This window comes from Coleofasciculus sp. H7-1 (genome assembly GCF_057473865.1).
Window position 1 is genome coordinate 1 of the sequence record NZ_JBYCCT010000005.1, and the last position, 15602, is coordinate 15602.

14 protein-coding genes and 1 other RNA gene are annotated in these 15602 nt (G+C 47.8%); 8 read left to right on the plus strand and 7 right to left on the minus strand.

Annotation, left to right across the window (positions count from 1 at the left end; genetic code table 11):
- The coding region (locus AC2VDX_RS00775) for an IS1 family transposase (RefSeq protein ID WP_486928077.1) at positions 1-98 on the plus strand (98 nt) is incomplete at its 5' end.
- 70 nt (positions 99-168) lie between these two features.
- Here the strand turns inward: AC2VDX_RS00775 and AC2VDX_RS00780 are convergent.
- From AC2VDX_RS00780 to rnpB, 3 genes are all read right to left on the minus strand, one after another.
- Positions 169-1287, minus strand: coding sequence for a Gfo/Idh/MocA family protein (locus AC2VDX_RS00780; protein WP_378173172.1), 1119 nt, complete (start codon positions 1285-1287; stop codon positions 169-171).
- A 65-nt stretch (positions 1288-1352) separates the two neighbouring features.
- Complete coding sequence (gene rnc / locus AC2VDX_RS00785; RefSeq protein ID WP_378173175.1) at positions 1353-2060, minus strand: ribonuclease III; 708 nt, start codon at positions 2058-2060, stop codon at positions 1353-1355.
- 612 nt (positions 2061-2672) lie between these two features.
- Positions 2673-3079, minus strand: an RNA gene (gene rnpB / locus AC2VDX_RS00790) — RNase P RNA component class A.
- A 179-nt stretch (positions 3080-3258) separates the two neighbouring features.
- Here rnpB and AC2VDX_RS00795 point away from each other — a divergent pair.
- The 3 genes from AC2VDX_RS00795 (at position 3259) to AC2VDX_RS00805 (ending at position 6284) form a co-directional block, all read left to right on the plus strand.
- The gene (locus tag AC2VDX_RS00795) at positions 3259-4137 is read left to right on the plus strand and encodes a 6-carboxytetrahydropterin synthase (protein WP_378173178.1); all 879 of its coding nucleotides are present in this window, start codon (positions 3259-3261) and stop codon (positions 4135-4137) included.
- A gap of 264 nt (positions 4138-4401) precedes the next feature.
- A complete protein-coding gene (locus AC2VDX_RS00800; RefSeq protein WP_378173181.1) occupies positions 4402-5460 on the plus strand; it encodes a tetratricopeptide repeat protein in 1059 nt (352 codons plus the stop codon).
- 389 nt (positions 5461-5849) lie between these two features.
- Positions 5850-6284, plus strand: a complete 435-nt coding sequence (locus AC2VDX_RS00805) for a CAAD domain-containing protein (protein ID WP_378173183.1) — start codon at positions 5850-5852, stop codon at positions 6282-6284.
- A 239-nt stretch (positions 6285-6523) separates the two neighbouring features.
- On the opposite strand, the gene AC2VDX_RS00810 is transcribed toward AC2VDX_RS00805, so the two are convergent.
- The 3 genes from AC2VDX_RS00810 to AC2VDX_RS00820 form a co-directional block, all read right to left on the minus strand.
- The gene (locus tag AC2VDX_RS00810) at positions 6524-7120 is read right to left on the minus strand and encodes a pentapeptide repeat-containing protein (RefSeq protein ID WP_378173186.1); all 597 of its coding nucleotides are present in this window, start codon (positions 7118-7120) and stop codon (positions 6524-6526) included.
- A 127-nt stretch (positions 7121-7247) separates the two neighbouring features.
- Positions 7248-8084 carry a pentapeptide repeat-containing protein gene (locus AC2VDX_RS00815; RefSeq protein ID WP_378173189.1) on the minus strand — a complete coding sequence of 279 codons (837 nt, stop codon included), beginning with the start codon at positions 8082-8084 and terminating at the stop codon, positions 7248-7250.
- Positions 8066-8266, minus strand: a complete 201-nt coding sequence (locus tag AC2VDX_RS00820; RefSeq protein WP_378173192.1) for a hypothetical protein — start codon at positions 8264-8266, stop codon at positions 8066-8068. Before AC2VDX_RS00820 ends, AC2VDX_RS00815 begins: the two co-directional genes overlap by 19 nt.
- A 617-nt stretch (positions 8267-8883) precedes the next feature.
- On the opposite strand from AC2VDX_RS00820, the gene ilvD reads away from it, so the two are divergent.
- The 4 genes from ilvD (at position 8884) to AC2VDX_RS00840 (ending at position 13291) form a co-directional block, all read left to right on the plus strand.
- On the plus strand, positions 8884-10569 hold the full coding sequence (ilvD, locus tag AC2VDX_RS00825) for a dihydroxy-acid dehydratase (protein ID WP_378173195.1): 1686 nt from the start codon (positions 8884-8886) through the stop codon (positions 10567-10569).
- Between the two features lie 106 nt (positions 10570-10675).
- Positions 10676-12007, plus strand: a complete 1332-nt coding sequence (locus AC2VDX_RS00830) for a cytochrome P450 (RefSeq protein ID WP_378173198.1) — start codon at positions 10676-10678, stop codon at positions 12005-12007.
- A 109-nt stretch (positions 12008-12116) separates the two neighbouring features.
- Positions 12117-12599 (plus strand): hypothetical protein, encoded by a 483-nt coding sequence (locus AC2VDX_RS00835; RefSeq protein ID WP_378173201.1) that lies wholly within the window; start codon positions 12117-12119, stop codon positions 12597-12599.
- Positions 12600-12685: 86 nt separating this feature from the next.
- Positions 12686-13291, plus strand: coding sequence for a transposase (locus AC2VDX_RS00840; protein WP_378173203.1), 606 nt, complete (start codon positions 12686-12688; stop codon positions 13289-13291).
- A gap of 574 nt (positions 13292-13865) precedes the next feature.
- On the opposite strand, the gene groL is transcribed toward AC2VDX_RS00840, so the two are convergent.
- Complete coding sequence (gene groL / locus AC2VDX_RS00845) at positions 13866-15503, minus strand: chaperonin GroEL (RefSeq protein ID WP_378173206.1); 1638 nt, start codon at positions 15501-15503, stop codon at positions 13866-13868.
- Between the last annotated feature and the right edge of the window lie 99 nt (positions 15504-15602).

The following is a 15602-nucleotide window of genomic DNA, read 5'->3' on the forward strand; positions in this document are numbered from 1 at the left end:
TCACTCGCAAGACGATTTGTTTTTCCAAGTCCATTTGGCTACATGATGTGGTGATTGGACTGTTCATCAATCGCTATGAGTTTGGCTTGTTAATTTAACTATCGAGCCACACGTCTAGAACATTACCCCCACACTATGTGGTGATGTTGCCTAAGTCCTATTCATGTTTCAGGAGTTTTGGGAGTCAATCATCTGGGGAACTGTAACCGTAAGTCCTCCCTGTTGTAAAGATTCGCTCAGACATCTAAGAATCTGTACCAGCTGGGCACCCACCCATCCGGAAGAAATCTCTGAAGATTGGTTCTGGCGGATACAGCCCAAAAAGCGATCGCAAACTCGCCCTAAAGGTTCGCCCGGTTCTATGCTCAATACTTCCCGGCTTTGATTGACTGGCGTATAAGGGCCAGCACTGGTGTTTTCAAAGCGTCCATGCTGAATGGTTAGCGGTGCCTCTGCTTGTAACTCATCAAAAATCAAAGTTCCCTCACTCCCCACGACGCACAGGCGACGCTGTTTATCAGGATTCAACCAGCACAGGTGAATAAAGGCTTGAAAGCCACTGGGATAGGTGAGTGTCGCCCAAACAAGGTCTCTTAAAGGATGAAGAATCAGGGATGAGGGATGAGTGTGAGAATTTACTTCATCTTTCATCTTTCCGGCTTCTTCCGGCAAAAAGACGGTACCGCCCGCTTGCACCTGAGTTGGCGTTGCCTGAAGCCAATTGTTGAAAATATTAATGTCGTGGATGGCTAAGTCCCAGAGTGCATCTACATCCTGGCGCACAGGACCTAAATGGGTACGGGCGGCGTAGCCATAGCGCAAATCTCCGAGAATTCCTGATTGGATTGCGGTTTTGCCTCGTTCAACCGCTGGGTGAAACAAATAGGTGTGGTCTACGAAGAGTTGCCGGTGCTGTTGTTCTGCTAATCGGCACAGTTCCAAGGATTCAGACGGATCGAGGGTTAGTGGTTTTTCTGCTAAGACGTGATAGCCTTGCCGGAGGGCGTCGGCGATCAGGGTGTAGTGGGTAGTGGCTGGGGTAGCGATCGCAACTGCCTCGACTTCCGGCATCTGTCGCACCTGGGACCATTCGGTTGTTAGAAGCACGCACTCATCTAGCTTAAACCGCTCTCGAAGTGCCTCTAATCGCTCAAGGTTAGGGTCTAATACCGCGACTAGACGGGATTGAGGATGCTCTAGAAAATTCCGCACTAGGTGTACACCCCAGCGCCCAGCCCCCAACACAGCAATTCCAGTTTTCATCGTCGTTTGTTGTTCGTTGTTCATTGAAGACTGGCTAATTATTCTTTGTCATTCGCAATTAGCCAGCCTTCAATTAGCCATAAACTAGGCTAATTCCTAATCGCTAAAAAAGCTTCCCTAGCAGCAGCTTGTTCGGCAGCTTTTTTAGAATGTCCCTTGCCTTGACCCAATCGACGCCCTTGCAGCCAAACCTCGGCGGTGAAACGCTCTGGATCGCCGTGAAGTCGTCTGGTTTCCTTGACGCGATATTCTGGCAGTATTTGGTAATGACCTTGCGTCCATTCTTGGAGGGCGTCCTTGTAGTTTTGGTAGGCTGGGTCAGTCCGAATTTCGGACGCCAGTTGTTTAAAGTGAGAATCTAGCCAGGGGCGCACCAGTTCCAATGTATGCGTACTCAAGTATAAGGCACCCAACACCGCTTCAAAGGCGTCTGCCAACCGCGAGGTAAGACCTGCTTTGTCACCAGCGGCACTATCAGAAATTAACAGGTAGCGATCCAGTCCATAACTATCTGCAATCCGCGCCAGAGTGCGATCGCTCACCAGTACCTTCCGAATTGCCGAAAATTCACCCACGGAACAATCAGGATAAACTTCCCATAAAAATTCAGACGCCGCCATCCGCACTACCGCATCCCCCAAAAACTCCAATTGCTCATAGTTCGCCGTTGTCGAAATTGTGGAGTGGGTGAGCGCTAAGTCGAGGAGCGACCACTGCACTGGTACCTGCTGTGGAAGCCCTAACTTTTGGATCAGATTTTGCAGCTGATGCTGGCGAGGAGGATAGCTGAGATTCATTGAAATGTGCTGGGCTTAGGGGAACCCCAATCATTTTTGCCACATCACTGAACAGCGCCTCGACCTGGGGCATCAGGGGTTCCATCAAACCATTTTGGCGCACATCCTCAACATAAATCAATCTACTCTCACCGATTGCTTTGCCGATAACGTTCATCGTTGCGCTCGTGTGAATACCTCGCAATTCTTGGTATTGGTTCGCAATCGAGCGGAACAATGATCTGTCCACTAAGCCACCCTGATTAACAAGAGTTCAAAATCGTGTAAATATCGCTTCTGGCAGACAGATTATCGTTAAATGTTACGGGTGGCTATCCGAAATTTCTTGAAGTCTTGACTTTTGTGACTGCATCAAGAGAAAAACGAGTTCATTATTAGATGAACTCGCTGCACTGAATTTATAAATTAGATTGATTTATCCTTAGCAAATGATTACTTTTCCGGCTGCTCATCCTTGCAGAGAATGCTTTGCTCGTACTCTTTTGCCGGGGAGACTTGATAAGCGATCGCTCAATTTACACAATTTTTTCAGACGCCAGTTGAAGAGGGTTTCTCCACCTAGACTTACCCTCGCCTCTCTAGCTCCTGTTAACAACACTTAAGCAAATTAAGGGAGAGAGTCGGTCATAAGCCGGGTTCTGTTCTCCACAGCAGCAGTGCCGCTGGGAGGGCGGTTATCTATCTGGGACGCCTGTTACCAGACGCCTCAAGCGGTTTTAAAACGGAACCGGAAAAAGACCAACCATGATTCCCTACCTTGCTCCCAACCGGGGTTTACCGAGCCAGCGCCTCTCGACGCTGCTGGTGCGCTCTTACCGCACCTTTGCACCCTTACCGGGACAATTAAAAATTATTCATTTTGCATTTTTAATTTTTAATTGTCCCGGCGGTATCTTTCTGTGGCACTATCCTCACGGTCGCCCGCACTGGGCGTTACCCAGCAAGTTTGGTCTTTCGGGAGCCCGGACTTTCCTCAGACTCGCACGAACGGCAAATCTGCAACCACCTGCGCCTACTCTCTCCCGTTCTTTAGTGTGGCATATTCAAGAGCCGAAGAATAGCTAATTCTAGCTTTTGAATTCTCACTTTGCCGATGCGGTTTTTCAGGAAAAATTCGAGACCCAAGCTGAAAATTAGATTATCCTAAATATAAGGTAATGATTTACGTAACTTAATAATTCTGCTGGTTACTGGACTTATGAGATGCATCATCAACCGCCGCGCTCAGTTTTCGGCGAGCCACCGTTATTGGCTGCCAGAACTGAGTCAAGCGGAGAATATACAAGCGTTTGGTCGCTGCACTCAGTCGCCTGGACACGGACACAACTACGTTTTGTTTGTCTCCCTTGCCGGGGATTTGGATGAGTATGGCATGGTGCAAAACTTGTCTGAAGTCAAACGGGTGATTAAACAGGAAGTGACCAGCCAGCTAGACTTCGGTTATCTAAACGATGTTTGGTCAGAATTTCAACAAACCCTGCCTACCACAGAAAACATCGCGCGGGTGATTTGGCAGCGTCTAGCACCGCACTTACCGCTGGTAAATATTCAATTATTTGAACATCCCGAACTCTGGGCCGACTATCAAGGAAACGGAATGGAAGCGTATCTGACGATTAGTACCCACTTTAGCGCCGCTCACAGACTGGCTCATCCTAACCTCAGTTACGAAGAGAACTGCGAGATTTATGGTAAATGCGCTCGTCCCAACGGTCACGGGCACAACTACCACTTGGAAGTGACAGTTCAAGGCGAAATTGATCCGCGCACGGGCATGATTGTGGATTTAGGAGCTTTAAACAAGGTAGTGGAAGATTATGTGCTTGAGCCGTTTGACCATACTTTTCTGAACAAGGATATCGCCTATTTTGCCCAAGTTGTTCCCACGGCTGAGAATATTGCCATTCATATCCGGAATCTTCTGCAAGAGCCTATCCGGGAACTGGGAGCAAAGTTGCATAAGGTAAAACTGGTTGAAAGTCCGAATAATTCGTGTGAAGTATACTGTACCGAAACAGCTTTAAATGCAGTGGGAATTCAAGATAGCGATCGCGCTCTAACGCCTGTATCTACTTGAAGTTTTAGCCGGGAGGCGTGAATTTTCAGAAAATGTCGGGAACAAACCCGCTATCGATTTTCGTCTACCGAGTCCCAAGCAGCGTTAGTCAAGTGGCAAGCAGGGGTAGCATTCCAACGCTTGGATCGATAACTTGTAAAATTTTTTGAAAAATTTGTTCAAAGCATAGAAGGTTAACAAGCCGATCCGGGAACACTAAAAAGAGACGACCTAGCCTCATACTGCAAGTCGGTGCTAAGCGAATCAAGGTGTTGAGAAAAATATATGGATCGCCGCGTTAACCATCACAACAGCCAGCAAAAGGGCGACCTACCTGAGGAGGAACGCATCACTGTTGTTCCTCCCACAGAGATTAGCGCTCATAGCCAACATCTGCCGACAACCGATAATTACACGAAGAGAGAAGCTGACCGACTGCTGGAGCAAGGTGCCCAGCAGCACCAAAACGGTCAATTTGAGGCGTCACGAATATCTTTTCAACAAGCACTCACGGTCTACTACGAACTTCAAGACCAGCGAGGAGCAGGAAGAACTCTTGGCAATTTGGGGCTAGTTTACTATGCCTTGGGAAATTTTGCCAAAGCGGTAGAGTATTCTGGGCAAAGTTTAGCGATCGCCCAAAGTATCAAAGACCAGCGATTGCAAAGTCAGGCGCTGGGAAATATCGGCAATGCCTACCGTCACTTAGGCAACCATGCCAAAGCCATTGAGTTTCAGCAACAAAGTCTGCTAGTCGTGCGGGAACTGAAAGACTTGAGTGCAGAAGTGGCGGCGCTGAACAATCTCGGACTGGCTTACAAGGCACTGGGAGACTACTCAGCAGCGATTGAGTACCAGCATCAGAGTTTGATAGTAGCGCGGGATCTCCAAGACCGTGAGGCAGAAGGTCAGATCCTGAGAAATTTGGGAAATGCTTGCTACGCTCTGGGAGATTACTCAGCAGCGATTGACTACTATAAGCAGCGTTTAGCACTCGTGCAGCAGACTGGAGACCACCGCATTGAGGTACAGATTCTCAGAAATCTGGGGAATGCTTGCTACGCAGTCGGGGACTACTCTGCGGCGATTGACTACGGAGAGCAACGCCTAGCGATCGCTTCGGCAACTGATGACCTCCGCTCCCAAGAGCAGGCACTTTCGCATTTAGGAGTGGCTTCCGAGGCATTGGGCAACTATGCTAAAGCAATTGAGTATTACGAGCAACGCTTGAGGATAGCGCGAATCCTCCAAGACAGTCGAGTAGAAGGGCAGGCTTTGGGAAGTCTCCGAGTGGCTTGCTATGCTTTGGGCGATTACGCCAAAGTGATGGAGTACGACCAGTAGCGTTTAATTAAAAATAAAAATAAAAAATTCATTAAGGCAATCTATGGATTGCCGAAAGCTTATTGAGCTTAATTACTCCCGAAAGGCTTGCTAATTATGTTTTTCAGCTTTTGTTTCTAATCTATATCCGTATAGCGTAGATTCAGCTAAAAACTTTTTTAATTTTTAATTTTTAATTTTCTCTAGCTACGTCCCGCTTTTGGGAGATGCATAGAGACCGTTCGCCCGATTATCACTAAGTCTTAACAGAAAAATGCTGGACTCAATCAAGTCGTCTTGGGGTGTCTGATAATATGGGCAAGAGGAATTCACCCCGCAATTGTACCCAGCTATCTTGCCTAAACGATACACAATTGTACTAAAACAACGATATGGAGGATATGGACACCATGCAAACTGACTATTCCGCCCCAGACACCGAAAAAACCCAGGTAGAGGTGAGAGTTGACGCGCCAGGGGAATTGGCAGCGCTACCCCCAGCCACGGAATCAACGGAAAAGTGGCAGCAAATTGGAGAACAAATTTCCGCATTTTTCGCAGAACTGCCAGATTACTTGGGTGAGTTCTTCTCGGAGTACCAGCGCCCGCTGACCACTGTGGGTCTAATATTAGCTGGCATCATCACCGTGAAGGTGACGCTGGCGGTTCTGGATGCGCTCAATGATATTCCCCTGCTAGCGCCTACCTTTGAACTGGTGGGAATTGGTTACTCAGCCTGGTTTGTTTACCGTTACTTACTCCGAGCCTCTAATCGTCAGGAGTTGTCCGAGGAGTTTAAAACTCTCAAAGGGCAAGTTGTTGGTGGGGATTCGATCAACCCGTAAGTTTCTCATTCTCCTGTTTTCGTGACATTCTGACTTAGGGGTAGCACTTCGTGCCTGCCCCTATTGGTTTTCATTTGTTTACCTTGTGAATGCTGGGTAGACAGTGCGTGCGCCCCTAACTTGATATTTTCAAGCGAGTCGAATCCAAAATGATATTTTGGATTTTAGATTATGGAAGACTTGCGGTGATTGCGTCTCTACCACTTGGTTTGGTAGTTAAATATACCAGCAATGAGGGATCATTCAAGCTCGCTGGGTGTAAAGTGTTCCACCGACAAGATTGCCCCGCTCAAGTCGGCTCCACTTAAATCGGCTCCGCTCAAGTCGGTTTCACTTAAGTCAGCTTGAGTCAAATTCGCCTTAATCAAGTCGGTTCTATTCAGATTTACGCCAATGAGTAGGGCGCTACTTAGGTTAGCTTCACACAAGATTGCATCGCTGAGGTTGGCATAGCTCAGATTTGCCCTTCTCATATCTGCGCCAGTCAGATTTGCCCCAGTTAAGTTAGCTCCAGTCAGCTCAGCTCCAATCGGTTCAGTCTTAACTAGCCTTGTACCAATCAGTCTGGCTTTATCAAAATTCGTCCCGATCAAGTCAGCACCCGTTAGGTCAGCACCCGTCAGGTCAGCACGACTCAAGTTTGCCCCACTCAGGTCAGCACCTGATAGGTTTACCCCCCGCAGGTTGGCTCCTGCCAGGTTAACTCCTTCCAGAATCGTCTCGCTGAAATCGACCTGACCCAGGTTGGCTCCTTCCAGGTTTGCCGCCTTCAAATCTAACTTCCGGAAATCGCGTTCTCCAGCGGCATATCGTTTTAAAACCTCATCCCCATCCATTTCTATTGCCTCTAAATTGCTTCCGGTTAGCGTGGACTTAGGAATTTTGGATTTTAGATTTATTTTCGATGAATTGCCAATCTAAAATCTTGCTAGCGATCGCGAAGCGCTCCAAAAAGTCAGTTCGCTACTCGTGCGTGGCTGCATTTGGCATAATGGCACCAGTCATATCGGCGTCACGGAAATTGACTCGATTTAGGTTAGCGTCAATTAGAACTGCTTCAATGAGAATCGCCCCAGTCAGGTTTGACCAGCAGAGTTTTGACCTGTACAAGTTAGCTCCTGTGAGATTAGCTCCTCGCAGAGTCGCCCAACTCACATTTGCTCCCCTCAGATTGGCCTTAATCAAGATGACATTTGTCAGATTGGTTCCGCTCATCTTGGCTCGACTCAAATCTGCTTGAGTGAGATTCGCTCCAATTGCACTGGCTCCATTTAAAATAGCGTTTGCTAAGTTGGCTTTCTCCAGGTTGGCTCCAATTAGGATGGCATTCGTTAAGTTAGCACCTTCCAGCACAGCTCCAATCAAGGTAGCATTCGTCAAGTTGCTTCGACTCAGGGGTGCATCAATCAGTTTGGCTCCCGTCAGATTGGCATCGCGGAGAATTGCCTCGCTCAAAAGAGCGTGACTCAGGTTAGCTCCGGCGAGGTTGGCTCCGCTGAGATTGGCAGCGCGCAAACTCGCTTCAGTCAGAATCGCTTCGCTCAGGTTGGCGTCAATCAGGCTAGCGCCGATCAGATTTGCCTCACTGAGGTTAGCGCGGAGAATCGCTCCATTTAGATTTGCCTCGCGTAGGTTCACTCCCATTAGGTATGCCCCAATTAGATTTGCTTCGCGCAGGTCTGCTCCCCGCAGGTTCGCTTCGCTGAGGTCAATTCCCATCAGGTCTGCTTTCCGCAGATTTACCTCTCGAAAATCTCGTTCACCTGCTGCGTAGAGCCGTTTCAGTTCATCAGCATCCATCTCAGACCTCCCTTCAGGGTACTGCCGCTACAGTCGTTAGGGATGGGGTTCAAACCCTCTTTTAGAGAGGCAAGAAAATAGCGATCGCAGTCTATGCCAAGAGCTGCCCAATGGTGGGATGACAGACGCTCAAAGCCAAAAATAAAGGTTGTAATCGACGATTTGGCTCGACACAGAACCATGACACGTTGAGGCAGGAGGTTACACTCCCTAACCCTTGAGTGTGTAAAACCTCCTGGGTACACAGGTAGAGCGAACATTTGTTTAGATCCTTCACTTCGAGCGGGACTCAAAAACGGTGGAACTCGCGTTTGGAGCCTGGTTCAGCTAAATGGTTGGACATTCGGTGTAGATGCTTGAGCGAGTTTGCCTGTTAAATACTAGAACCAGTAGCCGTGAGGTTGAGAAAGCTTACACTATAACCGTAAGGTTAAGTGTGGGATAAAGTCACTAGGCTTCATCGCGCCTGGAATTTCCTCGGAGGCGTTGCGATCGCGAAGCGCTCCAAAAAATCAGTTCGCGCGTTTTCTATCAAAGATTTACAAGGCTGGAAACTCCTAGATCATCATTAGAGCTAGCGGTTAAAATCTAGCTACTGAATCTTATTCCTAACTTGAGGGATCAACTCCGCCCAATTAAATCTAATTGTTACAAAATAGCTGCCAGCTGGTAGCTGTCAGCAGGTAGCTCTTTGACAGGAAGATTCCTGTAATCTAGTTATATGGAGAGACCTTGTCTCAAACGCCAAACCTGCAAAGAGAATAGCCGATCCAAGGAAAAGCAATCTTAAGGACAGAGAATGCCGGAGAATTTGAGAAGCCAAGTCGTAACCCAAGGCGTACAGCGATCGCCCAACCGGGCTATGTTACGTGCTGTTGGTTTTGGAGATGAAGATTTTACGAAACCCATTGTGGGAATTGCCAATGGGTACAGCACCATTACCCCCTGCAATATGGGGTTAAATGAGTTGGCGAAACGGGCTGAAGCTGGGGCTAAGGTGGCTGGGGCGATGCCTCAGATGTTCGGCACGATTACCATCAGCGACGGCATTTCAATGGGCACCGAAGGAATGAAGTATTCCCTGGTGTCGCGGGAGGTGATTGCCGACTCGATTGAGACTGTCTGCAACGGGCAGAGTATGGATGGAGTGCTGGCCGTTGGAGGCTGCGATAAGAATATGCCGGGAGCGATGATTGCGATCGCTCGGATGAATATTCCGGCTATTTTCGTGTATGGCGGTACGATTAAACCCGGAAATCACAACGGGCGCGATTTGACGGTTGTGAGTGCCTTTGAAGCGGTGGGGCAACACAGCGCCGGGAAAATTGACACGAATGAGTTGCTGCAAGTAGAACGCAAGGCTTGTCCGGGTGCCGGTTCTTGCGGCGGGATGTATACCGCTAATACGATGTCTTCTGCTTTTGAAGCGATGGGAATGAGCTTGCCTTATTCTTCCACAATGGCAGCAGAAGATGCTGAAAAAGCAGAAAGTGCTGAGAAATCTGCTTTTGTGCTGGTAGAGGCAATTCAAAAACAACTTTTGCCGCGACAGATTGTTACCCGAAAAGCGTTTGAGAATGCGATTTCGGTGATTATGGCAGTGGGTGGTTCTACGAATGCTGTGCTGCACTTACTAGCGATCGCTCATTCCATTGGCGTCGAATTATGCTTGGATGATTTTGAAACAATTAGAGCCAGAGTGCCCGTTTTATGCGACCTGAAGCCTAGCGGTAAGTATGTCGCCACTGACCTACACAAAGCCGGTGGAATTCCCCAGGTGATGAAGATGCTCCTGGTACGCGATTTGCTACATGGGGACGCCCTGACCATCACCGGACAAACCATTGCTGAAGTCTTGGCAGATGTCCCAGAACAGCCCCGCGCTGACCAAGATGTTATCCGTCCCTGGAATAACCCGATGTATGCCCAAGGACACCTAGCCATCCTGAGAGGCAATCTGGCAACAGAAGGGGCTGTCGCCAAAATTACCGGCGTGAAAACCCCTTCAATCACAGGTCCAGCGCGGGTGTTTGAATCTGAAGAAGCTTCTTTAGCAGCAATTTTGGCTGGCAAGATCAACCGTGGAGATGTCTTGGTGATTCGCTACGAAGGTCCCAAGGGGGGTCCGGGAATGCGAGAAATGCTGGCTCCTACTTCTGCCCTGATTGGTGCAGGATTAGGGGATGCTGTCGGCTTGATTACCGATGGACGCTTCTCTGGCGGGACTTATGGGATGGTTGTCGGTCACGTAGCACCAGAGGCGGCTGTAGGAGGCGCGATCGCTCTCGTTGAAGAAGGCGATACGATTACAATTGATGCACGCGATCGTCTGTTACACCTTCATGTACCTGATGAAGAATTAGAACGTCGTCGCGCCGCTTGGCAACCGCCTAAACCCCGTTATACAACTGGCGTACTGGCAAAATATGCCAAGTTAGTCTCTTCTAGTAGTGTCGGAGCCGTGACGGATTTAGACTTGGGTTGACAACAGTCTTTAGCGGTTAGACAAACAAAAAAATGAAGTATAAAAGAAAGATAAAATTTCTATTTATACTTCATTTTTTATAACTTTTAACAAAGATTAACAATTAATGAACAGCGATAAACTTCCTCCTGGCAGGATGGGGTTGCCGATGCTGGGCGAAACACTCGCGTTTGTGTTCGACCCCAAATTTATCGAAAAGCGCTATCAGCAGTATGGCTCTATCTTTAAGAGTCATGTTATTGGCAAACCTACAGTTTTTATGGTGGGGCCAGAGGCAGCTGAATTTGTCCTCTCCAGCCACATGGATTGTTTCTCGTGGCGCGAGGGGTGGCCCAACAATTTTAAAATGCTGCTGGGCGAATCCCTGTTTGTGCAAGATGGCGAGGAGCATCGCAGAAATCGCCGCCTGATGATGCCAGCTTTGCATGGCGCAGCGCTAGGAAACTACGTCGCCACAATGGAGTCGATTACGCAAAGCTATCTCCAAAAATGGCAGCAGAAACAGGAATTTACCTGGTTTGATGAGTTCAAACAGCTAACATTTGATATTGCTAGTCAATTATTGCTGGGTACAAATCCGGGGCCAGAAGCGGTTCGTTTGAGCCTATTGTTTACAAGGCTAACAAATGGGCTGTTTGCCATCAACCCGCTGCCTTTACCGTTTACGCAGTTTGGGAAAGCGATCGCTGCTCGTAACGAAATTTTAGAACATTTGAGCAAAGTGGTGCGCGATCGCCAGCAACATCCGACTAAAGACGTTCTCAGCCTTTTATTACAAGCCAAGGATGAAGACGGTAACGGCATGAGCGAGAAAGAAATTCGCGCCCAAGCGATGCTGTTACTATTCGCTGGGCATGAAACGACCACTTCAATGCTGACTTGGTTGTGCCTGGAGTTAGCCCGTCACCCAGAGGTGCTGCAACGCGCCAGGGAAGAACAGCAGCAGCTTGCCGCTACAGGAGGGGTGAATTTAGAACAATTGGGGCAAATGCCCTATCTAGACCAAATTCTCTCTGAGATTGAAAGACTACATCAGCCTGTCGGCGGCGGATTTCGCGGCGTCGTCAAACCATTTGAATTTAATGGCTTTCATGTTCCAACTGGATGGCAGGTGGTGTATTCGATTATCGGGACTCACCGACTACCAACGGTTTACCCCGAACCAGAGCGTTTCGATCCAGACCGCTTCAGCCCCCAACGGCAAGAACACAAGCAACGTCCCTTTAGTTTAATTGGTTTCGGCGGTGGGCCGCGAATTTGTATTGGGATAGCATTTGCGAAAATGGAGATGAAAATTGTAGCCGCCCACTTACTACGCAGTTATCAGTGGGAACTCTTGCCGAATCAACGCCTTGATTCAGTAGAAATTCCCACCAGCCACCCAAGAGATAGGCTGCGCGTGCGGTTTCAAGCCTTGCAAGTGCTGTGTGAAAAATAGGTATGAGAGAGCGATCGCGCTGGTTCGGGAAAGCGATAATATCACGATTGAGGAACCAAAGACTATATAAGAACAAACGTAGCAAAAAGCGTTTTCCTCTAGTAGTGCTATGTCTAATCCCATTCAAACAGCGATCGCTTCTTCTATCAATGAGTGGCTGCAAGCTCACCCCTCCGTCTTGCGGCTACTTCAGATATTCATCTGGGCGACGAATCACCCAATTGTCAGCTTAGTTATTTTATTGTTTGCAGTAGCGATCGCTGGGAGCTTAATCAAAGCTGTCGGTCGCTTAATTGAAACAACTAGCTTATCAATATTAAAAGCTCCTTTTAAGTTAATTCAGCTCTTGTTTGGAGTTAGTTTTCAATCAATGGGCAAATTTGGGGGCTTAGCATTTAAACATCTGACAAGTGCTAAAAATGCCGAACTTCCAGCTTTACCAGATTCAATTTCTCAACCTACTCAGAAGGATAAACAGCAAAGGCTGGCAGAGATTTCTTCTAGGCTAGAAACAATTCAAAAAGAGCAGAACGAGCTTTTACAAGAAGTGGCAGCAATCCTCACTTCAGACAAAATTGATATAGAAGTTTGAAAAGTGAAGGGATATCAAGTAATTTATGAGCGCAACTCTAATCGAGACAAAATTAATCTCCTCTATAAAAATATGTTTTTGACTACATGACTCTCTTTAAAAATAAGTATCGGATTGAATCTACTCGTTTGAAAGGTTGGGATTATGCTAATGATGGATGGTATTTTGTCACCATCTGTATTCGCGATCGCAAATGTTTTTTCGGTGATCTAGCGGCTGGGGAAATGCAACTATCAGCAGAAGGTAAAGTTGCAAAAAATAATTGGTGTGAAATTACTAATTATTTCCCAAATTTCCAATTAGACGAATTTATTATAATGCCAAATCACATTCATGGCATTCTGGTTGTTCATCAAAATAGAGACGCGATTAATCGTAGAGACGCGATTAATCGCGTCTCTACAGATGACAATATGGGCGGAAGAGGTGGAGTTACCAAACAACATAATCCAATGTTGTCGAAAGATTCACTTTCCAGAGTTATCCGGTGGTACAAAGGACGATGCAAATACGAAATTGGAAAAATTAACCCAGCCTTTTCTTGGCAACCGCGATTTGATGACCGCATTATCCGTGATGAAAATTCTTTGAGTCAGGTGAGACATTATATCGTCAACAACCCTCTGAGATGGCAAGATGACTCTGAAAACCCAGCAAATTTACCGCCCAAAGAATCTAAAAACAGATTTTAAACCATGTCATAAATCTCTGTAGAGACGCGATTAATCGCGTCTCTACAGAGATTTGGCGATCGCGCATATTCTTTGAAGGAATATTTAAAACTATGCCATGTAAAGTAAGAGCGCGTTTTTCCTATCTAGTGCATGTCCAAGATAATTCAAGAATTACTTAAAAAAATTTATAAAATTATCTTTACCTGAATCTGGAAGCTCAAATGTATCTACAAGAGACCCGATATCTTTTCAACTTTCCGAGTACGTGAGGCGATATCTCAGGACTTACGCAAAGCTTATACATATAGCGTTTTTGTAGGGGCAATCCCCTGTGGTTGCCCTCAGATGTCGCGCAAGTTGCGTAAGTCCTGATCTGATGAATCCAGCAGTCTATAGACATACTTCACTTTCCTATCTACTAGACTGTCAAGACAATTTTGATGGTTTGTTCTAGACGCGATCAATCGTAGAGACGCGATTAATCGCGTCTCTACCCTCTTATCTAAAGCCAGAATAGTAAAGCTGTGCTACTCCTAAAAAAATGGGAGCAGTTTGCAAGCTGCTCCCAAAGTTTACTCAATAACTATGGCGATTAGTAGTCGAAATCGCCGCCCATGCCAGCGCCAGCGCCAGCAGGAGCGCCATCCTTCGGCTCAGGCTTGTCAACCACAATGCACTCAGTTGTCAGCACCATGCCAGCGATAGAAGCGGCATTTTGCAGAGCGGAACGAGTCACCTTAGCGGGGTCAACGATACCAGCTTCAAACATATCGACGAACTCATTCGTCGCCGCGTTGAAACCAACGTTGAAGGGCTTCTCTTTGACACGCTCGGCGATGACAGCGCCATTCTGACCAGCATTTTCAGCAATCCGCTTCAGAGGAGCAGCCAAAGCACGAGCGACAATCATCGCACCCGTCAACTCTTCATTCTTCAGGTTGGCGCTAGCCCACTCTTCCAACTGAGGAGTTAGGTGAGCCAGAGTTGTACCGCCGCCAGGAACGATACCTTCTTCCACAGCAGCTTTGGTAGCGTTGATGGCATCTTCCAGACGCAGCTTCTTGTCCTTCATTTCGGTTTCGGTAGCAGCGCCCACTTTGACGACGGCGACGCCACCAGCCAGCTTAGCTAGACGCTCTTGCAGCTTCTCGCGGTCGTAGGAAGAATCGGTTTCGTCCATTTGACGGCGGATTTGTTCGCAACGAGACTTCACAGCGGCTTCGTTGCCTTCGGCGACAATTGTGGTGTTGTCCTTGGTGATGTTGACGCGGCGAGCTTTGCCCAGCATCTCTAAGCGGGTGCTTTCCAGCTTCAGACCAGCGTCTTCGGTGATCAGCTGACCGCCAGTGAGAACGGCAATGTCTTCCAGCATTGCTTTACGGCGATCGCCAAAACCAGGAGCCTTGACAGCAGCCACATTCAGCACGCCCCGCAGGCGGTTAACCACCAGGGTTGCCAGAGCTTCTTTCTCGATGTCCTCAGCGATAATGATCAGAGGACGACCGGCACGAGCGACTTGCTCTAGAACGGGCACTAAGTCTTGGACAAGCGTGATTTTCTTGTCGGTCAGCAGGATGAAAGGCTCTTCTAGAACTGCTTCCATCCGCTCCATGTCGGTAGCGAAGTAGGGAGAGATGTAGCCTTTGTCAAAGCGCATCCCTTCGGTGATTTCCAGTTCGGTGGTCATGGACTTCCCTTCTTCCAGGGAAATGACGCCTTCTTTACCCACCTTATCCATCGCTTCGGCGATCATCCGACCAACTTCTTCGTCGTTACCAGCAGAGATAGTACCAACTTGAGCGATCGCTTTGGAATCTTCTACTTGTTTGGCGTGTTCGGCAATCTTTTCCACCAGGAAGCCGGTGGCTTTGTCAATCCCGCGCTTCAGAGAAATTGCATTCGCACCTGCAGCAACGTTTCTCAAGCCCTCTTTCACGATTGCGTGAGCGAGAACGGTTGCAGTCGTGGTGCCATCACCAGCAGCATCATTGGTCTTAGAGGCGGCTTGACGAATTAAGGCGACACCCGTGTTTTCAACGTGATCTTCTAATTCAATTTCTTTGGCAATGGTGACACCATCATTCACGATTTGTGGTGCGCCAAACTTCTTCTCTAGTACCACGTTGCGGCCTTTAGGACCGAGAGTAACAGCCACAGCTTCAGCTAGGATGTCCATCCCTTTTTCCAGGGCGCGACGAGCGTTTTCGTTGTAAATAATGCGCTTAGCCATAGTTCCTCAGTTGTTTTGAGTTTTGAGTTTTGAGTTTTGAATGAGTGTTGAGCGTTGAGTTTTGAGTGTTGAGTTAAGCAGATGTTTTAACTCGGAACT